This is a genomic window from Roseibium sp. Sym1 (assembly GCF_027359675.1).
In the GTDB taxonomy this organism is placed as follows: Bacteria; Pseudomonadota; Alphaproteobacteria; order Rhizobiales; family Stappiaceae; genus Roseibium.
On sequence record NZ_CP114786.1, the window covers coordinates 6,350,058 to 6,374,589 of the forward strand.

At 61.9% G+C, this 24,532-nt stretch carries 22 protein-coding genes; 9 read left to right on the top strand and 13 right to left on the bottom strand.

Annotated elements, in window-relative coordinates:
* The first annotated feature begins 274 nt into the window (after positions 1–274).
* Both O6760_RS29195 and O6760_RS29200 read left to right on the top strand, forming a co-directional pair.
* Entirely contained in the window at positions 275–1,051 is a 777-nt protein-coding gene (locus tag O6760_RS29195; protein ID WP_269583167.1) for a substrate-binding periplasmic protein, read from the top strand.
* A 155-nt stretch (positions 1,052–1,206) separates the two neighbouring features.
* A complete protein-coding gene (locus O6760_RS29200) occupies positions 1,207–1,863 on the top strand; it encodes a cupin domain-containing protein (protein ID WP_269583168.1) in 657 nt (218 codons plus the stop codon).
* Here O6760_RS29200 and O6760_RS29205 read toward each other — a convergent pair.
* The 3 genes from O6760_RS29205 to O6760_RS29215 form a co-directional block, all read right to left on the bottom strand.
* The gene (locus O6760_RS29205; protein WP_269583169.1) at positions 1,860–2,393 is read right to left on the bottom strand and encodes a DUF2867 domain-containing protein; all 534 of its coding nucleotides are present in this window, start codon (positions 2,391–2,393) and stop codon (positions 1,860–1,862) included. The genes O6760_RS29200 and O6760_RS29205 overlap by 4 nt on opposite strands.
* A 133-nt stretch (positions 2,394–2,526) precedes the next feature.
* Positions 2,527–3,111: a nitroreductase family protein gene (locus O6760_RS29210; protein ID WP_269583170.1), complete on the bottom strand. Its 585-nt coding sequence runs from the start codon at positions 3,109–3,111 to the stop codon at positions 2,527–2,529.
* Between the two features lie 96 nt (positions 3,112–3,207).
* On the bottom strand, positions 3,208–4,128 hold the full coding sequence (locus O6760_RS29215; RefSeq protein WP_269583171.1) for a DMT family transporter: 921 nt from the start codon (positions 4,126–4,128) through the stop codon (positions 3,208–3,210).
* 141 nt (positions 4,129–4,269) lie between these two features.
* On the opposite strand from O6760_RS29215, the gene O6760_RS29220 reads away from it, so the two are divergent.
* Both O6760_RS29220 and O6760_RS29225 read left to right on the top strand, forming a co-directional pair.
* On the top strand, positions 4,270–5,151 hold the full coding sequence (locus tag O6760_RS29220; RefSeq protein WP_269583172.1) for a LysR family transcriptional regulator: 882 nt from the start codon (positions 4,270–4,272) through the stop codon (positions 5,149–5,151).
* A 506-nt stretch (positions 5,152–5,657) separates the two neighbouring features.
* Complete coding sequence (locus O6760_RS29225; RefSeq protein ID WP_269583173.1) at positions 5,658–7,019, top strand: DHA2 family efflux MFS transporter permease subunit; 1,362 nt, start codon at positions 5,658–5,660, stop codon at positions 7,017–7,019.
* Between the two features lie 8 nt (positions 7,020–7,027).
* Here the strand turns inward: O6760_RS29225 and O6760_RS29230 are convergent, their stop codons facing one another.
* The gene (locus O6760_RS29230; protein ID WP_269583174.1) at positions 7,028–8,539 is read right to left on the bottom strand and encodes a malonate--CoA ligase; all 1,512 of its coding nucleotides are present in this window, start codon (positions 8,537–8,539) and stop codon (positions 7,028–7,030) included.
* A 227-nt stretch (positions 8,540–8,766) separates the two neighbouring features.
* Between O6760_RS29230 and trhA the strand changes: the two genes are divergently transcribed.
* Positions 8,767–9,420, top strand: a complete 654-nt coding sequence (trhA, locus tag O6760_RS29235; RefSeq protein ID WP_269583175.1) for a PAQR family membrane homeostasis protein TrhA — start codon at positions 8,767–8,769, stop codon at positions 9,418–9,420.
* Between the two features lie 55 nt (positions 9,421–9,475).
* On the opposite strand, the gene O6760_RS29240 is transcribed toward trhA, so the two are convergent.
* On the bottom strand, positions 9,476–10,213 hold the full coding sequence (locus O6760_RS29240; RefSeq protein ID WP_269583176.1) for a L,D-transpeptidase: 738 nt from the start codon (positions 10,211–10,213) through the stop codon (positions 9,476–9,478).
* A gap of 160 nt (positions 10,214–10,373) precedes the next feature.
* Between O6760_RS29240 and O6760_RS29245 the strand changes: the two genes are divergently transcribed.
* Together O6760_RS29245 and O6760_RS29250 are read left to right on the top strand one after the other, a co-directional pair.
* Positions 10,374–11,441 (top strand): dipeptidase, encoded by a 1,068-nt coding sequence (locus O6760_RS29245; RefSeq protein ID WP_269583177.1) that lies wholly within the window; start codon positions 10,374–10,376, stop codon positions 11,439–11,441.
* Between the two features lie 376 nt (positions 11,442–11,817).
* On the top strand, positions 11,818–12,585 hold the full coding sequence (locus O6760_RS29250; protein WP_269583178.1) for a GntR family transcriptional regulator: 768 nt from the start codon (positions 11,818–11,820) through the stop codon (positions 12,583–12,585).
* Positions 12,586–12,621: 36 nt separating this feature from the next.
* Here O6760_RS29250 and O6760_RS29255 read toward each other — a convergent pair whose 3' ends face one another.
* From O6760_RS29255 to O6760_RS29275, 5 genes are all read right to left on the bottom strand, one after another.
* Positions 12,622–14,247, bottom strand: a complete 1,626-nt coding sequence (locus O6760_RS29255; protein WP_269583179.1) for an ABC transporter ATP-binding protein — start codon at positions 14,245–14,247, stop codon at positions 12,622–12,624.
* A gap of 10 nt (positions 14,248–14,257) precedes the next feature.
* On the bottom strand, positions 14,258–15,382 hold the full coding sequence (locus tag O6760_RS29260) for an ABC transporter permease subunit (protein ID WP_269583180.1): 1,125 nt from the start codon (positions 15,380–15,382) through the stop codon (positions 14,258–14,260).
* Positions 15,383–15,395: 13 nt separating this feature from the next.
* Positions 15,396–16,319 carry an oligopeptide ABC transporter permease OppB gene (gene oppB, locus O6760_RS29265; protein WP_269583181.1) on the bottom strand — a complete coding sequence of 308 codons (924 nt, stop codon included), beginning with the start codon at positions 16,317–16,319 and terminating at the stop codon, positions 15,396–15,398.
* A gap of 104 nt (positions 16,320–16,423) precedes the next feature.
* Positions 16,424–18,010 carry a peptide ABC transporter substrate-binding protein gene (locus O6760_RS29270; RefSeq protein WP_269583182.1) on the bottom strand — a complete coding sequence of 529 codons (1,587 nt, stop codon included), beginning with the start codon at positions 18,008–18,010 and terminating at the stop codon, positions 16,424–16,426.
* A gap of 222 nt (positions 18,011–18,232) precedes the next feature.
* Positions 18,233–18,727, bottom strand: a complete 495-nt coding sequence (locus O6760_RS29275) for a BA14K family protein (RefSeq protein WP_269583183.1) — start codon at positions 18,725–18,727, stop codon at positions 18,233–18,235.
* Positions 18,728–18,931: 204 nt separating this feature from the next.
* On the opposite strand from O6760_RS29275, the gene O6760_RS29280 reads away from it, so the two are divergent.
* Positions 18,932–20,743 carry an ABC-F family ATP-binding cassette domain-containing protein gene (locus tag O6760_RS29280; RefSeq protein WP_269583184.1) on the top strand — a complete coding sequence of 604 codons (1,812 nt, stop codon included), beginning with the start codon at positions 18,932–18,934 and terminating at the stop codon, positions 20,741–20,743.
* Between the two features lie 73 nt (positions 20,744–20,816).
* Positions 20,817–21,479 carry an FAD-binding oxidoreductase gene (locus tag O6760_RS29285; protein WP_269583185.1) on the top strand — a complete coding sequence of 221 codons (663 nt, stop codon included), beginning with the start codon at positions 20,817–20,819 and terminating at the stop codon, positions 21,477–21,479.
* Positions 21,480–21,535: 56 nt separating this feature from the next.
* Here the strand turns inward: O6760_RS29285 and O6760_RS29290 are convergent, their stop codons facing one another.
* The 3 genes from O6760_RS29290 to fabF form a co-directional block, all read right to left on the bottom strand.
* The gene (locus O6760_RS29290) at positions 21,536–22,093 is read right to left on the bottom strand and encodes a GNAT family N-acetyltransferase (protein WP_269583186.1); all 558 of its coding nucleotides are present in this window, start codon (positions 22,091–22,093) and stop codon (positions 21,536–21,538) included.
* Positions 22,090–22,647 (bottom strand): helix-turn-helix domain-containing protein, encoded by a 558-nt coding sequence (locus O6760_RS29295; protein ID WP_269583187.1) that lies wholly within the window; start codon positions 22,645–22,647, stop codon positions 22,090–22,092. Before O6760_RS29295 ends, O6760_RS29290 begins: the two co-directional genes overlap by 4 nt.
* A 618-nt stretch (positions 22,648–23,265) precedes the next feature.
* Entirely contained in the window at positions 23,266–24,528 is a 1,263-nt protein-coding gene (fabF, locus tag O6760_RS29300; RefSeq protein ID WP_269583188.1) for a beta-ketoacyl-ACP synthase II, read from the bottom strand.
* Positions 24,529–24,532 lie beyond the last annotated feature (4 nt).

Below are 24,532 nucleotides of genomic sequence, written 5' to 3' on the forward strand. Positions count from 1 at the left end.
CAGTGCGGTAGTCAGCACGATTCCGCGCGGCTTGCAAAGCCGACATGAGCGGAAAGCGCGGTTTTCCCAGAATTCCACCGTTTTGGTTGCCTTCGAGCCAGTCCGGTGGGCTGTCCAACGATCCTGTCAGGAAAGCCCGCCTTAACTTATTCCGGCATTAAGCAACGAAACCCTGCGGATCCTGTGCTAGTCTCGCTGCCACGGGAACTCCAGAGATATTGCTGTGCAGTCCAGAAGACCAACGATAGCACTTTGCCTTCATGTTTTTACGCACATGAGACTGCTTCTGAGCGTCTTTTTGCTTGCGCTGGTCCAGGCGCCTGTGACCGGTGCAAAGCCGGTTCCTGTCCGAATCGCCGTCGGCGAGTGGCCCCCGTACTTTTCCGAAGCGGCCGAAGGCTACGGCACCTACGCCCAGGTTGTGACGCGTGCCTTCGAACTTGAGGGCATCGAAGTTCAGTACGGGTTCTTTCCCTGGAAAAGGGCATTGCTCGAAACGCAGGAGGGCCGCTGGCCCGTTTCGGCGGGCTGGGGCAGAACCGCCGACCGGGAACCCTATTTCCACTTCTGCGACCCGGTCCTGATCCAGCGCGAACAGTTCTTCTATTCGACCGACCGGCCGGTGACCGCAAAAACCTGGCAGGATCTCCAAGGGCTCAGCTTCGGCATCATCGAAGGGGCCGCGCTTGGTGAGGATCTGGACCGGCTTGTTTCGGAAGGCAGCGTCACCATTTCCCGCCAGGCGACTCTGGAAGACCTCATTCAAATGCTTGCTGTCGGACGCGTCGACCTGGTCATGGGCAACGAGAACGTCGCCAGGAAGGCGATATCAACCGCGGTTCCGCCAGCCGAGGCCGCAAAGTACCTCGCCCTGGAGGCCATCGAGGTGCAATGGGACTATCGCGTCATTGTCTCCAAGAGGACGGAGAACGGTGCAGCGCTCTGCGAGCGCTTCAACAAGGGTCTCGAGTCCCTTCGGCGCAGCGGCGAATATGACCGGCTGCTCTGGCCCGAGCGCACCGACATCACCGAGAAAAACGGTCCGTCGTGAAGCCGGTCCCTTCGGCCCGCCCCCACCAAGCCCTGGCGTCGCCATGCTCCCCGCCTTCGCACCACCAGCCCGGATCACCAGATCGTAAAGTCCTCTTCCCCTTTCGGACCTTCGACCCCATGTGAAGGGTAAACACTACAACCGGGTTAGCTGACATGAAGATCCACGCCGATTTGACAAAACGGGCTGTTGTCGACAGCGCGAGCCTCGACTGGGTGCCCTCGCCAATGGCTGGAGTGGAGCGCCGCATGCTGGAACGGGACGGCGAGGAAGTCGCCCGGGCAACGTCGCTGGTCCGCTATGCTCCCGGTTCCGCCTTTTCGGCACACAAGCATGACCTGGGCGAGGAATTCCTGGTCCTGGACGGTGTCTTCTCCGACGACAGCGGCGATTTTCCAAAGGGCATGTATGTCCGCAACCCTCCCGGTTCCAGCCACGTTCCCTCAAGTGATCCCGGTGCCGTCATCCTGGTCAAGCTGCGCCAGATGCAGCCCGACGACGCGGCCTATGTGAGGGTGAACACGCTTGACCCGGCCGGCTGGCAGGCGGGACGCGCGGGAGAAAGCATCCTGCCGCTCTATATCCGCCCCGACGAGGAGGTCGTCATGCTCGACTGGGAGCGCGGCGCAAGCTTCGACGCCCAGGAGTTCCCCGGCGGCGCCGAGTATTTTGTCGTTGAAGGCAGTTTCGAGGATCAGGACGGCCGCTACGACCAGGGCACCTGGCTGCGCGTGCCACCGGACAGCCGGCAGACCATCACCACGTCACAGGGTGCGAGGGTCTGGCGCAAGACCGGACATCTTGCCGCCTAGGCGGCCGGCAACCCGCTTGCGACCGCCTTGTCCAGCACGGAGCGTGCGATCATCTTGTGGAACGGCAGGATCAGGGCAAGATAGGCGCGACCGGCCAGGTTGTGGCGCTTGCAGCAGGTCGCGGCAAAAACCTTCGGCGCCCTCCCCGTCGTGCGAAACAAGGAGAGCCGGAAATCCTGGTGCCAGTCGTCCTCACCGAGAATGATTTCATCGTCCGTCACCGAATAGATTTTGAAGAAACCGATCCGGTCGCCGGGCGTACGGCTTCCCGGCGGCAGCCGGCTCTGCTCCAGGGCCAGCTTGTCCGTGGTTTTCATGCCGACAAGACCGGTCAGACGGTCGCGCGCCGTCAGGAGAGCGTTCATCCAGGGGATATCCGCGTTAAGGACATGATCGGCGAGAACGCGCATGTCCGCATCCTGCAGGTCCGGCCGTCCCTTGAGAGACACGGAATAACAGTCGAGAAAATCGCGCGGTGCCCGATAGGCGTTCAAAAGGCTTTCCAAGGGAAGAGTGTCGGCCTGGCTCATTGACTGCTCCGATGTGTTGGAGACCGAAGCAACTCTATCGCGAAACCCGACATGGCGCGCGCGCGGATTGCCGCACCGAAGAACGGCCGCGCCATCGAGGCGGCGTTCTTCGGTCGCGGCAGTCGCACACGTGTCAGCCCCAGGCCCCGGCAAAGGCGATTTCTTCAAGCGGCTTGCGGTTGCTGGGGATCTCGCGGGCCTGGAGATCTTCCGGCAGATCGGCGACATCGCCACGACGGCCGATGGCAATCGCGATATGCGGCTGGTACCGCTCAGGTACACCCAGCTTTCCGCGAATCTCGTCCTTGAGAATCCCTGCCATGCCATGGGAGTGATACCCAAGCATAGACGCCTGAAGCGCGGCATGCGTCCAGGCGGATCCGGCATCGAAGACATGCGCGCCGTTGGCCCTGTTCGGCTTGCCGTCCTTGCCGTCCACCTCCGTGTCGGAAAAGAGATAGACCAGCGCCGAGGCATGCCGGGCCCATTCCCGGTTGAACGGGTTGAGCAGATCCACGAGCACCTGCCAGTCGGCATCGCCGCGTCTTGCATAGACAAAACGCCAGGGCTGGAGGTTGAAGGCGGACGGCGCCCAGCGGGCAGCTTCCAGAATGGTTCTCAGATCCGCTTCCGGCATGTCGGACCGGTCAAAGGACCGGGGGGACCAGCGTTTCACGAACAGGTCTTCGACGGGATGGTCGGGCTTGCGTGCAGTCATGCGTTCTCTCCATTGCCATGCCGGGCCCTTAACCGCCCGGTCAGGCGGGAGATAGGAGATATTTATCTTTGTATCAAGATACTTTTCTTAAAGATATTATGCGGCTGACGCCGGTCCCCGGAATTCTGCCGGTCTTGCGCTGATAGACGGCGCCACGAGAATGGCGGCCAGAACCAATATCGCCGAAAGAATTTCCCGTACGCCCAGCGCTTCCCCGAAAACCCACCAGCCGACAAGGAACATGGTCGGCAATTCGAAGCTTCCCGCGGCCGATGTGCGCACAGGACCGACTTTCTGGCAGGCGAAGGTGAACATCAATTGCGGGATCAGTGCCGTCAGAAGCCCCATGGCCAGGATCAACCCCCATTCACCGCCCGTTGCCGGCAGCACCGAGCCCTGCCCTTCCTGGAGCGCCAGCGGCAGCAGGCCGATGATCGACCCGGTGAGGCCGCAGGCGGTGCGCTCCAGCGAATTGAGCTCTCCCGCGAGACCGCTCAGGACCACGACCAGGAAGCCGAAGGCAACCGGTGCCGGAATGGCCCAGACAAGGGCGGAAAAGACCTCCGGCGACAGGGACGAGGGATCGAGCAGCAGGGCGGCGGCGGCGATCACCTGACCGGCCGCCGCGAAGGACCGCCAGGTGAGCGCCTGGCGCAGCAGCACCCAGGCGAACAAGGCCGCAAACACCGGATAGGACATGTAGACAACCCCGGCCGCGGCCACCGGTGCCGAGCCGAGCGCTTCGAGATAACCGATCAGGCTGAGACTGAAGACAGCGCCGGCCCCCATCAGGAGCAGCGCGCCGCCGCGCTTTTTCCGGTCAAGGGGCAGAAACGGCAACAGAAACAGCGCCGAAAAGCCATACCGGTAGAGGGCGATCGTCGCCGGACCCGTGCCAAGTCCCTGAAGCTCCCGCACGAAAAGCGGGACGAGGCCGAAACAGACGGCCGAAGCGGCAATGACAAGCGTTGCGCTGGTGGGACCGAAGCGAAACCGGGAGAGTGTTCTGGTGATCATGACCTGTCGATACAGCCGGAAATTATAAAAATGAAATTCCTAGTTTTCATTCTCTATATGAAATGATTTCATGATCGAATGATCCCGCGACTCGCCATTCATCACCTCACTCTGCTCTCCTCCCTCGCGGAGACCGGCAGCATGACCGCCTCCGCCTCCCGCCTGGGCGTGACCCAGTCCGCGGCCTCGCACCGGCTGCGGGAAGCCGAGCGCCGGCTTGGCGTGCAGCTCGCCCGCCGGGCCGATGCCGGCATCGAGCTGACCGCCGAGGGCGAACGGCTGCGCCACCTCGGCGAAAGCTTTCTGGGCGAGCTGTTCCGCCTGGAACAGGAACTCGAGGCGTCCGCGCGCGAGAAACGCGACCTGGTCCGCCTCGGCCAGGCGACCTACAGCCGCTATCACTGGTTTCCAGCCTTCCTGGACTACCTCGAGGAAACGGATCCGACCCTTTCCGTCGACCTGGCCGGGCGCGCCACCGCCCATCCGCTCGCTTCCCTGCTGGACGGATCCGTGGATGTCTCCCTTGTCTTCGGACGGGAGCCTGCGCTCTCCCGGTTCAAGTCGATCAAGCTCGGTTCGGACCCGATCGTCGCGGTTCTCGCCAGGAACCATCCTCTGGCGGCCGAACCGGTCGTCAACAGCGAAAACATGGGAGACGAACGTTTCTTCGTCTACCCGCTGACGGCAGAGCCCGGCTTCGACTGGACAACGCTTCTCGGTTCCCCCACGAAGCCGTTCCGGCGGCTCAGTCCCATGCCCACACCCGAGGCGGTGATCGACCTTGTCCGCGCCAGTTTCGGCGTGGCCATCTTCAGCAAGTGGGCGATCGAACCGGAACTGGCGGACGGCACCCTTGTGTCCCGTCCGATTGCCGAAGGCGGCATCTCGCTCGACTGGTGGTGTGTGCGCCGCGCATCCGATCCCGAAGACAGCCCGTCCGCCCGCCTCGCCGCCGTGCTGGCCTCCTGGAGCCGCGACACGGACCGGGCCCTGTCGACGCTGGCTTTCGGCGGCGGCGCCTAGAGTTCTTCGACAACAGCAGCCTCAAACACTGCGTCATCCTGAGGAAGCGCGAAGCGCTGTCTCGAAGGACGGGCGACTCGTTCCTTGAGTTCGCAGTGGATCCTTCGAGACGCCGCTTTGCGGCTCCTCAGGATGAGGCTGAAAGTTTGGCGAACTTCCTAGGCTATAGTGACAAGTTAACGACTGGCATCGTTGGGGTCAGGATCGTTTTCCTGAACAGACGGAAAGCGCAAGGAAGCGCAGCGCACTTTCGAGCATTTCCAACGCCTTCAGGGACGATCCTGGACCAACCCCGAAGGGGCCGTCCGAAAATCGGGTAATTTCTGCGTCGCATATCGTCGAACATGCCCCGCATGTCCGTCCTCCATGCTCCTTGAAATGACCCGATTTTCGGGCGGCGCTGCCAATCGTTAATTTGTCACTACAGCCTAGATCCTTCTGGCCGCTTACTTGCAACTTGGCCTAAGCTGCCACCGGAGATATTCGTTGGGGCACGGGAGAGGCTGATGGAGGGACTGCCCGACATGGCCCGCAAGCGCGGGCTCGTTCTGGCCATGGGCGGCCTCGGCGGCCTGGTGATGCTCGACGAGACCATCCTCGGCGTGTCCCTTCCTGCCATCCGCTCCGACTTGGGCCTGTCGCCGACGACGACGCACTGGATCATCAACTCCTACATGCTCGCCTTCACCTGTTTCGCGGCCATCGGCGGCAAGGCGATCGATCTGATCGGGCTGCGGCCGGCGCTTGTCATCAGCAGCGTGGTCTTTGCGGTTGCCAGCCTGCTGGCCGGGTTTGCAGACAGCGCCACCATGCTGATCACAATGCGGGTGATCCAGGGTCTGTGCGCGGCAATCATGTTCCCGATGACGCTGGCCGCCGCCACCCTGACATTCGACGAGACCGAACGCGGCCGCGCCATCGGAACCCTGGCCGGCATGGCGACGGTCTTCCTCGCGGCCGGGCCATTTCTCGGCGGCGTGCTGACGGAGTTCCTGTCCTGGCGATGGGTGTTCTGGATCAATATTCCGATTGTTGCCGCCGGCAGTGCCCTGGCCTGCCTGCTCTGGCGCAACCCGGCGGTGCCGCGGCCAAGGCCGGTGATTGACCGGATCGGGCTGGTCCTTCTGCTGATCGGCATGACAGGGCTGATCTTCGGTCTCATGGAAGGCCCGGATTTCGGCTGGGGTACACCTGCTATCCTTGGAAGCCTGGTGGCAGGCACGATTGGCCTGGCGGTTTTCGTTGCCTATGAGGCCAGGCAGGCCAGGCCGCTGATCGATGTGCACCTGTTTCGACTGAAGGCCTTTCACGCCAGCGCCCTGGTCATTCTGCTCACCCAGATGAGCAAGATCGTGGTGGCGGTCTTCGTGCCGCATTTCCTTCAGCTCGACATGAAGTTCAGTGCCCTTTACGCGGGGCTGGCCACGGTGATTGCGGTCTTTCCGTTTCCCTTCCTCGCCTCGCCCGCCGGAAAATTTTCCGACCTGCATGGGTCCCGCCGACCGGTGCTGACGGCGCTTTTGGTCGTTGCCGCCGCCAATGCGGCCATCGGCGGGCTGATGTATCTTCAAAACTACTGGGCGCTCGCTCCCGCGCTCCTCCTATGGGGCATCGCCCTGCCTTTCGCGATGATTCCGACCGGCCGCCTTACCGCCAACGCGGTACCAAAAGACAAGCAGGGGGAGGTCAGCGGCCTGGTCATAACCGCGCGGCTGGTCGGCGGCACACTCGGTGTCACCATGGGCAGCGTCCTGCTGGCCATGGGCGCCGGATTCAGTTCCATCTTCTGGGTGATGGGCGCATTGCTGCTGTCATGCGGCATCTACGGGGCAACAGCTCTTGCAAAAGATGCACCGGCCACGAAATAGAACACGTTTCAGGCGAAATCGCTGCTGAACTGCTCGCGCAGCACGTTTTTCTGGATCTTGCCCATTGTGTTTCGCGGCAGCGTTTCCAGCACATGGACCATTTTGGGCTGCTTGAACTTCGCGAGCCGGTCACCAAGTGCGGCCTGGACCGTATCGCGATCCAGTGCGGCGCCGTTCCTCGGAGCCAGCACGGCGACGACCGCCTCGCCGAAATCGGGATGCGGCACGCCGATCACCGCGCTTTCGGCAACCCCGGGCAATTCGTCCAGCAGGGCCTCTACTTCGGCGGGATAGACGTTAAAGCCACCGGTGATGATCAGGTCCTTGGACCGGCCGACGATCGACACGTAGCCATCTTCGTCGATCCGGCCCATGTCTCCGGAGATGAAATAACCGTCGACCCGGAATTCCTGAGCGGTTTTCTCCGGCATGCGCCAGTAGCCCTGAAACACGTTCGGACCCTTGATCTCGATAATCCCGACGTCGCCCCGTGGAACCTCCCGCCCCGTTTTCGGATCGACCACGCGCAGCCCGACACCCGGCAACGGAAATCCGACCGTGCCGGGCCGCCGCTCGCCGTCATAGGGATTGGACGTGTTCATGTTGGTTTCGGTCATGCCGTAGCGCTCCAGGATGGCGTGTCCCGTGCGCGCGGAGAACTCCTTGTGGACCTCGGCGGAAAGCGGTGCCGAACCGGAAATGAACAACCGCATGTGGCTCGCCAGCTCCTTCGTGAACCGGTCGGAGCCGAGCAGCCGCGTGTAGAACGTCGGCACGCCCATCATCGACGTTGCCCTGGGCAGTGCCGCCAGCACCTGGTCGAGATCGAACTTCGGCAGGAACAGCATGGACCCACCGGCCATCATCAGGCAGTTGGTCGCCACAAACAGGCCATGGGTATGGAAGATCGGCAGGGCGTGCAGCAGCACATCGTCTTCCGTGAACCGCCAGTACCCGACCATGGTGCGCGAATTGGACGCCAGATTGCCGTGGCTGAGCATCGCGCCCTTGGACCGTCCGGTCGTTCCGGACGTGTAAAGGATCGCGGCAAGATCCTCGTCCTCCCGCGGCCTCGTATCGTATTCGGCCGGCATTCCGTCCGCCAGTTGACGCAGGGTGCCCTCCCCGTTGGCGTCAAGCGTCTGCAGCTTCGCCCCCGCTTTCTGCGCGATTCCTGCAAGCGCGTCGGCCTTTTCCGGGTCGCAGACAAAAACCGCGGGCTCCGCGTCGCCGACAAAATAGGCGACCTCGGCCGGCGTATAGGCCGTGTTGAGCGGCAGGAAGACGCCACCGGCGCGGATCGTGCCCAGATAGACCATCAGCGCGTCGGCCGTTTTCTCCACCTGGACCGCAACCCTGTCTCCGGGCTTCACGCCGAGCTTCTGCAGGGCACCCGCATACTGGGCCGAGCGGGCGAACATGTCCCGGTAGGTCTGCACCGTTCCATCCGCGAGTTCCAGAAACACCTTGTCCCTGTCGGGAATGAAGGCGGTCAGGGCGTCGAAGAGATGGTTGCTCATGTTCAGGAATCCGGACTGGCGGGCAAGGTGATGCTCAAATTTAAAGCAAGTCTCCGTATTTTGGGCAAGTCCACATCCGTCATTTGTACAATCTTACGCTTTCCTAAACGTTTCGCGACATGCTGATGATTGGCCACGTATTTGCTTTGCCTAAAAATCCGCAAACTCGGCTGTGATGTGAGATCTGCCCCCGCTTGCAACACAGCAAACGCGACAAGGATCCATTCATGTCGACATCAAGGCCGCTGACACTTGCCGAATTCATCGCAGACGGTGCCATCCATGTTATCGGGATCTGCCTGGGACTGACCGCGACCGTCATTCTCGCGGCAACGCTCTGGAACACCGGCGATGCGGCACGGCAGGCGACCGTGATGATCTATGCCGCCTGCCTGATGGCCATGCTGATCTGTTCCGCGCTCTACAACATGTTCGCCCGGGATCACAAAACCGGGATCCTGAGGCGGCTGGATCATGCCGCCATTTTCCTGCTGATCGCCGGAACCTACACGCCGCTTGCCGCAATGATCATCGGCGGCTGGACAGGCGGCATCCTGCTCGCGGTCGTTTGGACCGGCGCACTGACCGGTGCCGTGGTCAAGCTGCTGCACCTGACCGGCCTGGACAAGCTGACCGTGCCGATCTATCTCGGCCTTGGCTGGGTTGTCGTGTTCGCGGCCAATCCGCTGATCGAGAAGGCTTCCACCTTCGGCTTCTACATGATCCTGGCCGGCGGCCTGCTCTATACGATCGGCACGGTGTTCTATGCCTGGAAGCGGCTGCCATTCCAGAATGCCATCTGGCACGCTTTCGTGCTGGCCGCGGCGGTCTGCCATTTCTCCGCGGTTTTTCACGATGTCGCGCTCGTGCAGGCGGTCTGACAAAAAAAAGCAGTTCACCCGAAGATGAACTGCCTTGAATGCGCGAAATCGATTGTCAGGCTTCGCTGCCCGAGTCCTTTTTCAGAACAACCACCTTTGTCCGAAGCGGCACCCGGTTGAACAGGTCGATCACGTCCTGCTGCCACATGCGGATGCAACCGGAGGAGACGTTCTTGCCGATGGAGTTTGGCTGGTTGGTACCGTGGATGCGGTAAAGCGTGTCCGTCGCGCCCTGCCACAGATCCATGGCACGCGCGCCGAGCGGGTTCTTCAAACCGGCCGGGTAGCCCTTTTCCCAGTAGCGTTCCAGGGACGGTTTGCGGGCGATCATTTCGCGTGGAGGGCGCCAGATAGGATGCGGCCGCTTGACGCGAATGAGCGCCTCGCCGGACCAGGCAAATCCGGCACGGCCGACGCCGATGCCGTAACGCAGTGCCTTGCCGCCACCAAGCGTCCAATAGAGGAAATTGTGATAGGGGTCGACGATAACGGTGCCCGGCCGTTCGCGTGTCTTGTACTCGACAACCTGGCGCCAGTATTTCTTGTCGAATTTCTTGTAGTTGATGGCCGGCCAGGTGAAATCGCCGTCCGGCAACGCCGCATAGGCCGTGGCGTAATCGAATTCTTCATCCGGCAGCGCGGGCTGGTCGGGAAGACCGACGATATCGGCGGTCTGGCACCCTGCAAGGGTCAGCGCACCCAAGGCAACGCTCCCGGCCAGGAAGGCGCGCCGGCTCGGTCCGCCGCCTTCGTGTTGGCGTTCAAATTCGTTCAGCGGTTCGGTACGCTTCATGGGACCTCTCGTGGGACCTGCGAAAATCTGGGCTCTTTCTTGCGGCAGCTTTTCAACAGTTGCAAGTCACTTTCTCAAAGCCACCTTACATTCATGGGAGGAATGCTTAGATTAGCCGTTGCCGTTCCGGCGTAACGCTGCCCACCTCCAAGGACCCTCCGTGCCGAATTCCGCTCCAAAGTCCCCCTTTCCCATTTTCGATGGCCACAATGACACGCTTCTGAAACTCGAGATCGAAGCCCTCAAGGGCCAGGACCGCAGTTTTTTCGAGCGCTCCAACGTCGGCCACATCGACAGGGTTCGCGCAGACGAGGCAGGGTTTGCCGGCGGCCTCTTCGCGATGTTCGTTCCCTCCAACCCCGACCAGGATTTCTCCAAACCGTTCGACCCGAAAAACCCGGCCAATTACCAGCCGGTTCCGCAGAAGCAGGCGCTTGATTTCACAATGCGGCTGATCGAGCGCGCCGAGCAGATCGTGACGGATGCGGAAGGTTCGGCCGTGATCTGCCGGACACCTGAGGAGAACCAAATCGCGATCGAGGCAGGCCAACTGGCTGTGAGCCTTCACATCGAGGGTGCCGAGGCCATCGACACGAATTTCTATGCGCTGGAAGATCTCTACCGCCGCGGTCTGCGTTCGCTCGGTCTTGTCTGGAGCCGTGAAAACGCCTTCGGCTACGGTGTGCCTATGGCGCATCCCGCGTCGCCGGATATCGGTCCGGGTCTGCCTGAAGCCGGTCGCGACCTGGTGCGGGCCTGCAACCAGCTCGGCATTCTTCTCGATGTCTCGCACCTCAACGAAAAGGGGTTCTGGGATCTCGCCCGGATCACCGACCGGCCAATCGTCGCGAGCCATTCCAATGCCCATGCGATCTGCGCAAGCAGCCGGAACCTGACCGACAAGCAGCTGGACGCCATCAAGGAAAGCGGCGGTCTGGTCGGGATCAACTTCCACGTGGCCTTCCTGAGACCGGACGGCGCTTACGGACGCGACATGCCACTGGACGTGATCGCGGATCACGCCGCCTACCTGGTTGATCGCCTGGGCGAGGACTGCGTCGCGCTCGGATCGGACTTCGACGGTTGCGTGTTGCCACGCGATCTTGGTGACGTCACCGGGCTCGGCCGGTTGATGGAAGCCCTTGATGCCCGGGGCTTCACCAGTGAACTCCTGGAAAAGATCGCCTACCGGAACTGGATTTCGGCCCTGGAGAAAGCCGCAAGCTGAGCGGATTCACGCCTGTCCACCACGGTTTTCGCCGCTCGCAAACTTGTTACTGAAGCCAACAAGTTAGCGATTGCATTTGGTCCGGGACGGCGAAACAATGTATTTATTGATATTTTTTGCAGTCGTCCGAATATGCAGACCGGCATTGTATCTGAACTGCACGCCAGAATTTCCGGGTTTGGGCCGGGGACAAGAAGCAGGCAAATACTGAAGCGGAACGGCGGCTGGGCAGAATTGGCACGCCCCATCGACCTTTCCTTCGCCCGCGCGGAAGATCGGATCCAGAGGAGTTTGAGATTGCGGCCGGGGGCCTCCGCCGGCAGTGGTCTCGACATGTGTTGCCAATCGGACGCGATGCCAGTGGGGAGGCAACGACGTGAGTTTTTTGGACGCCGCGGACAAGAATTCGGATAGGGTCAAAGGGCGCGGAGGCAAGCGCGCGCGAAAATCGGACGCCGTCTACCAGGATTTGAAACGGAAGATCCTGACGGGCGAAATGACCTCGGAAAGCCCGATCACCGAACAATCCCTCGCTCAGGACTACGGTTGTTCCCAAAGCACCATCCGCGAAGCCCTGATGCTTCTGCAGGAAAACGGTCTGGTGGTCCGGCGGGGCTACCAGGGAACGTTCGTGACCGACCCAAGCCTTCCCGAAGCCCGGCTGATGTTGAAATTGCGGGTGGATATTGAAACAACGGGCATCGCCGAAGCGGTGAAATACATCACCGGACCAGAGCTCGACGACCTTTACGAACTGGACCGTCAGTTCGAGGAGCGGCGCGCGCAAAGGGACGTCTTCGGCTGCGCAGAAGTGGACAGGGCCCTGCATCTGAGATTGTTCAAGATTGCCCGAATGCCGGTCCTGGAGCCCATGCTGGTTCGAACCTTCATGATTCTCCAGCAGGTGATGCTGTCGACACCTCGCCCCGAAGCTTCCTGGGAACGGCCCAATGTGACCCCGCATGCGTCGATCTTCGATGCTCTTTCCTCCCGCGATGCGGAGGCGACGCTTGCGGCACTGCGTTCGCACATCCTGTCGAGCGCCGTGCTTCTGGCCCCGCATTACTACGGCACCGATCTCGACCGGCTCAAGGACCAGGTCGAGACAACGCCCGTCCAGACGGCGGGCCTGGCCGGGCGCTGAGACTTTTCAAACCGAAATCCGCCGGACAGGCGCCGTTCAGGCGCTTTCCATCATGTGCTGCTGGGTCAGCATGGCGGCACCGATCAGCTCCTTGGTATAGTCGCATTTCGGCGCTTCGAAAATCGCATCCGCGGTGCCCGCTTCCACCACCTTGCCCCGCTGCATCACCATCACCGTGTCGGCCAGGGCCCTGACCACGGCCAGGTCGTGCGAGATGAACAGGTAAGTCAGATCGTGCGTCTTCTGCAGGTTGCGCAGAAGCTCGACCACCTGTTTCTGGATCGTGCGGTCGAGGGCGGAGGTCGGCTCGTCGAGCACGACCAGTTCCGGCTTCAGGACCATGGTCCGCGCGATCGCGATGCGCTGGCGCTGGCCGCCGGAGAACTCGTGCGGATAGCGGTTGCGCATGATCGGATCGAGAGACACCTCCTCCAGGGCCTGGCAGGCCCGCATGTCCCGGTCCTTCGCCGACAGCGACGGCTCGTGCACCAGAAGCCCTTCCGAAATGATCTGGCCGACGGTCATGCGCGGGCTGAGCGACCCGAACGGATCCTGGAAGATGAGCTGCATGTCCTTGCGCAGGGCGCGCATGGCGGAGCGGTCCTTGCCGGTAATCTGCTGCCCCTGGAAAACGACGCGGCCACCGGCCGGCAACAGGTTCAGGACGGCCCGGCCGAGCGTCGACTTACCGGACCCGCTCTCCCCGACAATGCCGAGTGTCTGGCCTTTTCGCAGCGAGAAGCTGATATCGTCGACCGCCCGCAGGATGTGCTTTGGCTGCAGGAAACCGCTGTCGAGCTCGAACTCGACCTCGACCTTCTGTGCTTCCAGCAGCACGGGCGTGCTGTCGGGAACGGGCAGCTTGTGGCCGGTCGGCTCGGCATCCAGCAGCATCTTGGTATAGGGATGCTCCGGCCGGGTGAAGATCTGCCCGGTCTCCCCGCTTTCCACCACTTCGCCGGATTTCATGACATAGACCCGGTCGGCGATGCGCCGGACAATGCCGAGATCGTGGGTGATGAAGATGACCGCCATGCCGAGCCGCTTCTGCAGGTCGGCCAGCAGGTCCAGGATCTGTGCCTGGGTGGTCACATCCAGGGCGGTGGTCGGTTCATCCGCGATCAACACATCCGGATCGTTGGCGAGTGCCATGGCGATCATCACCCGCTGGCGCTGCCCGCCCGACATCTCGTAGGGGTATGCCTTGATCTTGCGTTCCGGCTCGGGAATGTTCACCAGCTTCAGGAGCTCGAGCGCCTTTGCCATTGCCGCCTTCCAGGACCGGCCGCCGTGGACGACCATCGGCTCCGCCAGTTGCCTGCCGATGGTGTAAAGCGGATCCAGCGAGGTCATCGGCTCCTGGAAGATCATGGTGATCTTGGCGCCGCGCACCTTGTTCAGCTTGCCGACCGGCAGCCCGAGGATGTTGCGCTCCTCGTAGATCACTTCGCCTTGCGTGCGCCCGTTGGAGGCCAGCAGGCCCATCGCGGCCATCATCGTCTGGCTCTTGCCGGAGCCGCTCTCGCCGACGATTGCGACCGTTTCTCCGGCTTCGACATGAATGTCGACCCCGCGGACCGCGTTGACGGTGCCCGTGGCCGTTTCGAAGTCGACTTTGAGATCCTGGATGGAGAGGACCGTCCTGTTGCTGTCTTGCGTCATGGCTCTCTCCCTATCGGTCTTTCGGATCCAGCGCATCGCGCAGCCCGTCGCCGATGAAGTTCAGCGCGAACAAGGTCGATGTCAGGAAGATGGACGGGAAGATCAGCATCCAGGCGGCGCCCTGCAGGTTGCGCGCCCCCTCGGAAATCAGGACGCCCCAGCTGGTCATCGGTTCCTGGATGCCCAGCCCCAGGAAGGACAGGAAGCTTTCCAGCAGGATGACCTTCGGCACCAGCAGCGTCATGTAGACCACCACCGGCCCAAGCGTGTTCGGGATGATGTGGCGGCGGACGATGCCGCCATCGGCGACGCCCATGGCTTCGGCGGCCTGGACATATTCCTGGCGCTTGATGGTCAGCGTCTGGCCGCGCACGATACGGGCCATGTCCAGCCATTCGACCGCGCCGACGGCAATGAACATCAAAATGAAGTTCCGGCCGAAGAACACCACCAGCATGATCACGAAGAAAATGAAGGGCAGCGAATAGAGCACGTCCACGACACGCATCATCATCTGGTCGACCCGGCCGCCGAGATAGCCCGAGGTCGCGCCGTAGAGGACGCCGATGGAAATCGCGACAATCGTGGCCAGCAGTCCGATGGTCAGCGACACCCGGCCGGCGATAAAAGTGCGGGTCATCATGTCACGGCCGTTGGCATCTGTGCCGAAATAAAAATGCATGAAGTTGATGTCGGCCCGCAGCGTCGCCTGTTTCTTGTCGGCGGAAAATTCGCTGATTTCCGCATTCTTGAAGAGGTCGCTCCTGTCGATATAGCGCGTCGTGCGCGGATCTATCTCCCGCCTGGAGCTTATCCGGGCGACCACCTGGTCTCCGTCGCGCTCGAAGCTCTCCATGGTCACGCGGGCGCGCCTGACCGCGGAGGCAAATCCGGGCTCTACCTGGTCGGCCCGCGGATAGGCTTCCAGACTGGCCGGAACCTTCACATAGTCCCGGTAGACGGTGTCGAAATCATGCGGCGAGACGACCGGTCCGAGGATCGACAGCAGCGCGATCGACACCAGGACGATCATGGAGGCAACGGCCGCGCGGTTGGCAAGCAGACGGTCGCGGGCATCGTCCCAGAGCGAACGTCCCCTTGCAGGCGCCTCATTGGTCGAGAGTGTCATGGTCATGGCTCTCTCCTCCTCAGTCGTAGCGGACGCGCGGATCGAGCAGCGCATAAAGCAGATCCACGACGAGGTTGAACAGGATGACGAAACAGGCGACCACAACGACGGTCCCCATCACGAGCGTGTAGTCACGGTTGAGCGCCCCTTGCACGAAATAACGGCCGATGCCCGGGATGCCGAAAATGGTTTCAATGACCACCGACCCGGTCAGCAGGGCGGCAGCTGCCGGCCCCAGATAGGACACGACCGGCAGGATTGCCCCGCGAAGCGCGTGAACGACGATGATCATGTAGTTGGTCAGGCCGTAGGCACGGGCCGTGCGCACATGGTTGGAGCGGAGCGCCTCGATCATCGAGCCGCGCGTCAACCGGGCGACAACGGCGATCTGCGGCAACGCCAGGGTGACCACCGGCAGGATCACATTGGCAAAGGCACCGCCGTTCCAGCCGCCGACAGGCAGCCAGCCCAGCCAGACCCCGAGGATCAGGGTCAGGATCGGCGCCACGACGAAATTCGGAATGGTCACGCCAAGGGTAGCCGCCGCCATGACCGAATAGTCGGTCGGGCGGTTCTGGCGCAACGCGGCCACAACACCGAGAAAGCCGCCGACGATCAACGCCAGGCAAAGAGCGGACAGGCCCAGCTGAATGGAAATCGGCAGCGATTGCGCGAACAGTTCATTGATCGTGAAATCACGGAAATAGAAACTCGGGCCGAAATCGAGCTGCGCGATGCTTTTCAGGTAAAGCAGGTACTGGTTCCAGAGCGGCTCGTCGAGGTGATAGATCCGGTTCAGGTTCTCCATCACCTTGGCTTCCAGAGGCCGTTCCAGGTCGAACGGGCCGCCCGGTGCGATCCGGATCAGGAAGAAGGAAATCGTGACAATCAAGAAGAGGGTCGGGATTGCGCCAAGCAATCGACCGAGCACATAGCGGTGCATAGGCTTGCCCCTGTCGTTTCAACGGTGGTCTTTTCACAACGTCCGTTGACGCCACCTTGCAAGAACCGGCAGGGCATGCCCTGCCGGTTCCGAGGATTGCGGGTTTATTCGGAGATGCTCATCCAGCGGGTCGGATGGATGTTGAGGAGGTTGTCCTCAAATCCGGCGACCTTGTCGGAGACCAGGTTCATGGAGCCGTAATACATCAGCGGGATGAACGGCAGGTCGCGCATGAAGATCTCTTCAGCCTTCTTCAGGATGTCGGCGCGCTTCTCCAGATCCACGGTGGCCGCGGCTTCGTCCATGAGGGCATCGTATTCCGGATTGTTGTACCGGGCATAGTTGAAGCCGTCATTGTCGCTCTCGACCATGAACAGGAAGTTCTGCGGGTCGGAATAGTCGCCGATCCAGCCGGCGCGGGCGACGTCGAAGTCCTGGCGGTCACGCAGCATGGCGTAGTGCGTCTTGGTATCGGTGTTGATCATCGACACCTCAACCCCCAGCGGTGCCCACATGTCGGCAATCGCGACGGCCGTGTTCTTGTGGTTTTCCGAGGTGTTGTAGTTGATGGTCAGCTTGAGCGGCTTGTCCGGGCCGTAGCCGGCGCCTTCCAGAAGCTCGAGTGCCTTGTCCTCGCGGTCGATCTGGGACATGTCCTTGTAGTCCGCGAAGGCCGGCTCACCGTAGTTGCCGATCCCCGGCGGCACGAAGGAATAGCCTGCCACCATCGTGGAACCCCAGATCTCGTCGGCGAGGAACTCACGGTCGATCGCCATGGAGAGCGCCTGGCGCACATCCGGGTTGGACAGGCCCTCGTCTTCATGGTTGAGGGCGTAGTAGTAGGTGCCGAGATACGGCGCAACGCGGAACTGGTCGCCCAGGTTCTCGCGCATGAAGTCCACCTGCTCGGTCGGAGCATCGTTGTTGGTGTGCAGCTCGCCGGCCTGGAACCGGCGCAGGGCAGCGCCACGGTCTTCCGTCGGGTAGAAGAAAACGGTGTCGATCTTGACGTTGTCCGCATCATGGAAATGCGGATTCTTGGTCGCCTTGACATGCGCGTTCGGAATGAACTCGGCCAGGGTGAAGGCCCCGTTGGTGACGATGTTTTCCGGCTTCACGAAATCCGTGCCGTGAGCCTCCACGGTCGCCGGATGCACCGGCAGGCCGGTCTGGTGCGCGAGCAGGTCGATGAAGAAGGGAGTGGGCGCTTCAAGCGTGATTTCAAGCGTCTTGTCGTCGAGCGCCTTGACGCCGAGTTCCTCCGGCGGCACATCGCCCTTGTTGACCTTTTCCGCGTTCTTGATCGGATAAAGGACCGTTGCGTATTTCGCGCCGGTGTCGGGCTTCATGATGCGGCGCAGCGAATATTCGAAGTCACCGGCAACAACCGGGTCGCCATTGGACCACTTGGCATTGTCCCGGAGCGTGAAAGTGTAGACGGTGCCGTCGTCGGAAACAGTCCAGTCGGTTGCCACGCCCGGGATCACCTTGCCCTCGGCGCTGTAGGACACCAGCCCCTCGTAAAGGTCGCGCAGGATATGCGCTTCATAGGTTGTGGAGGTCTTGTGCTGGTCCAGGGTTTCCGGGTCAGCGGCGTTGCCGCGGTGATAGACCACCTCGGCCATGGCAGTAAGAGATGTGGCAGCCATCAACGCGGCCGCCAGCGCTGTCACACGCATGGACTTGAACATATCGCTCTCCCCTCTGGGTTTTTAGTTGAAGCATATGGAACGATAGGTCACACGATTCCACGCTCTTTGCGCGCAATCAAGCATCCCCCAACGGCACATTCCAACTTTCGTCGCAAAAAGGCTATGTTTTTGCACTTTTGCAAATCAATTAGGAATATTTTTTCGCAGTTTTATTGTTCAGCCAAAGACCTATGCACTTAAACGCGCAATATTCTTTCAAATTCAGCGGCAGAAGCGATACTTTCCGCTATAGGCCAGATACGTGCCCGTATTGGGGTCGAAAGACTTGAATTTCCGCGAACAATAGACCACCCATTGCGGCGTGAAAGGCGCCAGACCGGTCTTGGTATAGGGCACACGCTGCGGTTGTCCGCGGTAGTGTTGCCGTGGCGGATTGACATAGACCCGGGACCTATAGGGATAGGCGCGGCTGTCATAGGGATGATAATAATAGGGTGCGCCATAGGGACGGTAAGGTGGACCGTAGAACCCGATCGGGCCACCGAAGAAGAAGCCGCCGCGATAGCCACGATAGCCGCCTGATCCAATGGTGATGCCGACACCCCCGCCGCCGACATAGATTCCGTCAGCGCGGGCCGTTCCGGGCGCTGCCGTCAGCATCAAGGCGCCGGTCGCCACAAGAGTTGCCGCAAGACAGATGGTCCGTGCCATGCGTATCGGTCCGCGCATGACGGGACCCGTGTTCAAAACAGACATTTTCCATACTCCCGGCAGCCATCTGGCTGCGCAATTGAGGTTGGCCCCTGTCCACGTGTCCCGGATACTATCCGATTTCACGGCTGAAATCTCGCCACGGCCGATCAAAAATGCCTGTCGGTTTTTCCCGCCCGCTTGCGCGGGCCCGATCCGGTCGATAAACCGGGCGCCGACCCGTTACCCGATACCATTTTCAAGGCACCCATGGCCCCGCCCCTTTTGATCCTGCGCGATGTTCACCTGACCTTCGGCGGCACCCCGCTTCTGACCGGCGCGGACCTGTCGGTTTCCGAAGGCGACCGGCTGTGTCTCGTCGGCCGCAACGGCTCCGGCAAGTCGACGCTGTTGAAAATCGCCGCCGGCATGGTGGAAATGGACCATGGCGAGCGCTTCTTCCAGCCGGGACGCACCATTCGCTACCTGCCCCAGGACCCGGACCTTTCCGCCTACGCAACGGTCCTCGACTACGTCAATGAGGGTCTCACCGAGGGCGACGATCCCTATCGCGGCGCCTATCTCCTCGAAGTGCTCGGTCTGACCGGCAAGGAAGACCCGAAGGCCCTTTCCGGCGGCGAGGCCCGCCGGGCGGCGCTGGCCCGGACCCTGGCCCCCGAACCGGACATCCTGCTGCTCGACGAGCCGACCAACCACCTGGACCTGCCGGCCATCGAATGGCTGGAAGAGGAACTCAAAAGCCTCAAATCCGCGCTGGTGCTGATTTCCCACGACCGACGGTTCCTGGAAAATCTCTCCCGGGCCACAATCTGGATCGACCGCGGTATTGCGCGGCGCATGGACAAGGGCTTTGCCCATTTCGAGACCTGGCGCGACGAGGTGTTCGAACAGGAGGAGATCGACCAGCAGAAGCTGGCCCAGAAGATCAAGCGCGAAGAACACTGGATGACCTACGGTGTGACCGCGCGGCGCAAGCGCAACATGCGCCGGGTACGCGAGCTGGCGGACCTGAGAAAACAGAAGCGCGAACATCGCGGTCCGCAAGGCACCGCGAAACTCAGCGCCACGGAGGCGGAGGTTTCCGGCAAGCTGGTGATCGAGGCCAGGGGCATTTCCAAGTCCTATGGCGACCGGACCATCGTCAAGGATTTCTCGACCCGTATCCAGCGGGGCGACCGGGTCGGTTTTGTCGGCCCCAATGGTGCCGGCAAGACCACCTTGCTGAAGATGCTGACCGGTGAACTGGCTCCGGACACGGGCTCCACCCGGCTCGGCACGAATCTCGAGATGGTCACGCTCGACCAGAAGCGCGAGAACCTGAATCTCGACGACAGCCTGTCCACGGTGCTGACCGGCGGGCGCGGCGACGTGGTCGTGATCGGAGACGAGACCAAACACGTGGTGTCCTACATGAAGGACTTCCTGTTTGCCCCCGAACAGGCGCGCACTCCCGTCGGGGCGCTGTCGGGCGGCGAACGGGCCCGGGCCATGCTCGCCCGCGCCCTTGCCAACAAGTCCAACCTGATGGTGCTCGACGAGCCGACCAACGACCTCGACCTGGAAACGCTGGACCTGTTGCAGGAGCTTCTGGCCGACTATCCCGGCACCGCCCTGATCGTCTCCCACGACCGTGACTTTCTCGACCGGGTGGCAACGTCCGTGATCGTCTCGGAAGGCGATGGCCTGTGGCGCGAATATGCCGGCGGCTATACAGACATGCTGGCGCAGCGCGGCGAAGGCGTCACGGCCCGCAAGGCCGACAAACAGGCCCCGGCAAAGAAGGAAAAGGCCGCCGCGTCAAACGGTTCCGCCGCCAAGCCGCAGCAGAAGTCGAAACTGACCTTCACCCAGCAGCATCTTCTGAAGACGCTTCCCGACACGATCGAGAAACTTGAAGCAAAGCTTGAAGCGCTTCAGGGCGAAATGAACGACCCGAACCTTTTTGCCAAGAACCCTGACAAGTTTGCCAGGATCTCCCAGCAAATCACTGACCTGACTACGGAAAAGGACGCTGCGGAAGAGCAGTGGCTGGAGCTGGAGATGCTGAGCGAGGAAGGTTAGGAGGTCCCGGAGCAATCCCGGAACTCTGCCTCACCCCGTGCGTTTTCCTTTCGAACAGAAGGAGACGCAAACGATGCACACGGCGAAAATTCTGAAAATCGACCAGGTGACCCATGACGTGAAGCGGTTCCGGATCAGCGAGCCGGACGACTTCGATTTCAAGGTCGGCGACGCGACGGAAATCGCTCTGGATGAAGACGGCTGGCGCGAGGAAACGCGTCCCTTCACGATGACCTCGCTGCCTGAGGAACAGTCGCTCGAGTTCACCATCAAGGGCTATCCCGAACATGACGGCGTCACCGAGCGCCTGCACCACCTCCAGGAAGGCGACACGGTGCTGATCGCCGATCCGTTCAAGACCTTCCGCTACGAGGAACCCGGCGTCTTCATTGCCGGAGGCGCCGGCATCACCCCGTTCCTGGCGATCTTCCGGGACCTGGAACGGAAGGGCAAGCTCGAAGGCAACCAGCTCATCTTCGCCAACAAGACTTCGGACGACGTCATCTACAAGAGCCAGCTGGAATCGATGGACGGCCTCAAGGTTGACCACGTCCTGTCCGACGAGGATCTTGCCGGAACCCATCACGGCCTGATCGACGCCGATCTGCTGACGGACCTTGTGCCGGATCTCGACAGGCGCTTTTATCTCTGCGGCCCGCCGCCCATGATGGAGGCGGTCGAGGATGTTCTGAACAAGCTCGGCGTCAAGGCGGATTCGATCGCATTCAGCGACTGACCGCTCAAGAACGTCTTCGAGGCATGATAGCCCGGACGGGGTCTGCTTTACGGCCCTTAACGCAGATCCTTGTAAAACACCGTCGTCGCGTCGAGATTGCCGTGGCTGCCATAGGCGTAGTCGGGAATGACGCCGACCTTCCGGTAGCCGCAGGTCGGATAGAGCTGTTCGGCGCGATCACCGGTGACCGTGTCGAGCACCAGCAGCCAGCGACCCCGGGACAGGGCAAGGCCGTCGATGGCCGCCATCAGCTTGCGGGCCAGGCCCTTTCGGCGGTGATCGGGATGCACCATCAGCTTGGCGACCTCCGCGCGGTGGCGGCCGTTGTCCTGCGGGGCCAGCGCAAGCATCACGACACCTGCCAATTCCTCCCCTTCCCTCGCCACCATCAGGAAGGCTTCACCCGCTTCCAGTGCCGGCAGCCGGCTGCGCCAGAAGTCCTCGGCCCTCTCCTTCGAGAGCGGCAAGATGAAGCCGATGCCGGCACCGTCCTCGACGCAGGCCATCAGCAAGGCGCCCAGCCCGGGCACGGCCGCACGCACCTCGTCGGCGGAAAGAAGATGGACGGGCGGATCCGGCCGGAAACGCACGGTTTCAAGGGTAGAGTCTGTCATGGCGTGATCACCGTCAGGAGATAACGGGCCGAGCCCGGCCCGGGAGCGTGATAGGCATTGGCCGCATTCAGGCGGAAGCGCAGGCAGTCGCCGGGTGACAATTCGTGGCGCTCGTCGCCGAGTGTCATCACCAGGGCGCCTTCAAGCAGCACCAGGTGGTGTTCAAGATCCGGCAGTGGCGGCACGGAATAGGAGATGGTCTGACCGGCGGGCAGTTCACCTTCTATGACGCTGCCGCGAAAACCGCTGGCGGAGGGGGAAACGCTGCGGCGGCGAAAACCCGTCGCCGGATCCTGCCAGACCGGCTGATCATCGCGGGCGATCCTGGCATCCAGCAGGGGCGCTCCAAAACCGAAAAGATCGGCCATGGAAAGTTCGAAGGCGCGGGCGAGTTGACCGAGAACGACCGCCGTCGGGCTGGTGTCGCCGCGCTCGATCCGCGAAAGGGTTGCCCGGCTAACGCCGGATTTTTCCGCAAGGTGGTCCAGCGGCCAGTCCCTGGCACGGCGCAGATCGGCGATCCTCCGGCCGATATTGGTTTCGATGTCTGTCATAATGATTCCCATTTATGAGATTTTTCTCATAAATGGGAATCATTAAATTGCCAAGGGAAAACTGCCGGACACCCGAGCGAGACTGTTTACTGCCCTGAACTCCCCCCTTCGTCATTGCAGGGCTCGACCCACTGCTGTCCGGTTAAGCAGGTGCCTCTGCGCGCAAACAGGCTTCGCCGCTTGTTCCCCTCTCCCCCTCCAGCAGGGCAATCGCATTTGGCAGAGCATGACTCCCTCTCCCGGTGGGAGAGGGGTGGGGTGAGGGAACAAACGCCTGAGACCTGCAGAAAAGTCTGTCCCCTCACCCGGACCTTCGGTCCGACCTCTCCCTGTGGGAGAGGTATTTTTGGCGACTGCGGACAGGCGTTAGTCAAATACCATTGCCCTGCCTTGCGGGGGAGAGGGGCGCGAGTGGTCCAATCCGGAATCTCATTGGAAAAGCTCCGTAAACCGGACATCAGTGAGCTCGACCCTGCAATCCATGCCGTATCGTAGCCACAAGGCAGGCTCACCATTGGGAGACGATAAGGCATGGATTCCATGGTCATGGTCAAGCCATGGGATGACGACGGTGGAGAGGTTCAGACGCGCGGCCCCATGTTAGGGCAACAAATTCCCTCACACCTTTGAGAACACCGCGCTGGCATTGACGCCGCCGAAGCCGAAACCGTTGGTGAGGATATGGTTGACCTCGCGGGCAATCGCCTTGCCGGGGATCAGCTCGAAGCGCTGCATGGCCTCGTCGGCGGTTTCGAGATTGCGCGACGGCGGCAACAGCCCGCTCATCAGGGCCTTGACGCAGGCAATCGCCTCGACGGCGCCCGCGGCGCCGAGAAGATGCCCGAACATCGACTTCGACGACGACACGGCCAGGTCCTTGCCACGGTTCTCGAACAGGGTGGTCAGCGCGGCGATTTCCGCTGCGTCGCCCACCGGCGTCGAGGTGGAATGGGCGTTGACATAGCCGATTTCGCCCGGGGACAGGTTTGCGGTGGCGAGCGCCTGGCGCATCGCCCTCAGACCGCCCTCCCCGTCAGGTGAGGAGGCGGTCACGTGGTAGGCATCGGCGCTGGTCCCGTAACCGGAGAGTTCCGCCAGAATTGTCGCGCCGCGTGCCTTGGCATGATCGTGATCCTCCAGGATCAGGATGCCGGAGCCCTCGCCCATGATGAAACCGTCACGGTCCTGGTCGAACGGCCGCGAAGCATGGGCCGGATCGTCATTGCGCTTGGAGGACATTGCCTTGGCGGCGCAGAAGCCGGCATAGGACACCTTGTCGATACAGGCCTCCGTACCGCCGGCGACCATCACGTCCGCCTCGCCGCAGCGGATCAGCCTTGCCGCGTCGCCGATCGCCTGCAGGCTGGCGGCACAAGCCGTGACCGGGGCTCCGATCGGCCCCTTAAGGCCGTGGCGGATCGAGACCTGACCGGCAGCGAGATTGGCGAGGAAGGACGGCACCAGGAAGGGAGATGCCCGGCGGGGCCCTTTTTCATCGACAAGGCGCGTGCCCGCCGTCATGGCCGGGAAACCGCCGACGCCGGTACCGATGATGGTACCGGTGCGTTCCTTGTCCCTGTCGGTTTTCGGCTCCCAGCCCGCATGGGCGAGAGCTTCCTGGACGGCACCCATGGCAAAGTGGATGAAGCGGTCGGTGCGGCGCTGCTCGCGCGCGTCCATGACCGCGTCGACGTCGAAGCCATGTTCGTCCTCCGCGCTGGTCGGCACCTCGCCCGCGATCTGGCAGGCCAGGTCGCCGGCATCGAAACGGCTGATCCTGCGAATGCCGTTTTCGCCCGCGCTCGCCCGTTTCCAGAAAGTGTCCAGCCCGGTTCCGAGCGGAGAAACGATGCCCATTCCCGTTACGACCACACGACGCATATCT

What these genes read in the sequence shown, in the direction of transcription:
- O6760_RS29280 (WP_269583184.1), top strand. Translation starts at nt 18,932, where the DNA reads ATGGCCCCGCCCCTTTTGATCCTGCGCGATGTTCACCTGACCTTCGGC.
- O6760_RS29215 (WP_269583171.1), bottom strand. Translation starts at nt 4,128, where the DNA reads ATGATCACCAGAACACTCTCCCGGTTTCGCTTCGGTCCCACCAGCGCA.
- O6760_RS29205 (WP_269583169.1), bottom strand. Translation starts at nt 2,393, where the DNA reads ATGAGCCAGGCCGACACTCTTCCCTTGGAAAGCCTTTTGAACGCCTAT.
- O6760_RS29255 (WP_269583179.1), bottom strand. Translation starts at nt 14,247, where the DNA reads ATGACGCAAGACAGCAACAGGACGGTCCTCTCCATCCAGGATCTCAAA.
- O6760_RS29220 (WP_269583172.1), top strand. Translation starts at nt 4,270, where the DNA reads ATGACCGCCTCCGCCTCCCGCCTGGGCGTGACCCAGTCCGCGGCCTCG.
- trhA (WP_269583175.1), top strand. Translation starts at nt 8,767, where the DNA reads ATGTCGACATCAAGGCCGCTGACACTTGCCGAATTCATCGCAGACGGT.
- O6760_RS29275 (WP_269583183.1), bottom strand. Translation starts at nt 18,727, where the DNA reads ATGTCTGTTTTGAACACGGGTCCCGTCATGCGCGGACCGATACGCATG.
- O6760_RS29270 (WP_269583182.1), bottom strand. Translation starts at nt 18,010, where the DNA reads ATGTTCAAGTCCATGCGTGTGACAGCGCTGGCGGCCGCGTTGATGGCT.
- O6760_RS29295 (WP_269583187.1), bottom strand. Translation starts at nt 22,647, where the DNA reads ATGACAGACATCGAAACCAATATCGGCCGGAGGATCGCCGATCTGCGC.
- O6760_RS29210 (WP_269583170.1), bottom strand. Translation starts at nt 3,111, where the DNA reads ATGACTGCACGCAAGCCCGACCATCCCGTCGAAGACCTGTTCGTGAAA.
- O6760_RS29285 (WP_269583185.1), top strand. Translation starts at nt 20,817, where the DNA reads ATGCACACGGCGAAAATTCTGAAAATCGACCAGGTGACCCATGACGTG.
- oppB (WP_269583181.1), bottom strand. Translation starts at nt 16,319, where the DNA reads ATGCACCGCTATGTGCTCGGTCGATTGCTTGGCGCAATCCCGACCCTC.
- O6760_RS29200 (WP_269583168.1), top strand. Translation starts at nt 1,207, where the DNA reads ATGAAGATCCACGCCGATTTGACAAAACGGGCTGTTGTCGACAGCGCG.
- O6760_RS29230 (WP_269583174.1), bottom strand. Translation starts at nt 8,539, where the DNA reads ATGAGCAACCATCTCTTCGACGCCCTGACCGCCTTCATTCCCGACAGG.
- O6760_RS29260 (WP_269583180.1), bottom strand. Translation starts at nt 15,382, where the DNA reads ATGACCATGACACTCTCGACCAATGAGGCGCCTGCAAGGGGACGTTCG.
- O6760_RS29195 (WP_269583167.1), top strand. Translation starts at nt 275, where the DNA reads ATGAGACTGCTTCTGAGCGTCTTTTTGCTTGCGCTGGTCCAGGCGCCT.
- fabF (WP_269583188.1), bottom strand. Translation starts at nt 24,528, where the DNA reads ATGCGTCGTGTGGTCGTAACGGGAATGGGCATCGTTTCTCCGCTCGGA.
- O6760_RS29240 (WP_269583176.1), bottom strand. Translation starts at nt 10,213, where the DNA reads ATGAAGCGTACCGAACCGCTGAACGAATTTGAACGCCAACACGAAGGC.
- O6760_RS29225 (WP_269583173.1), top strand. Translation starts at nt 5,658, where the DNA reads ATGGAGGGACTGCCCGACATGGCCCGCAAGCGCGGGCTCGTTCTGGCC.
- O6760_RS29290 (WP_269583186.1), bottom strand. Translation starts at nt 22,093, where the DNA reads ATGACAGACTCTACCCTTGAAACCGTGCGTTTCCGGCCGGATCCGCCC.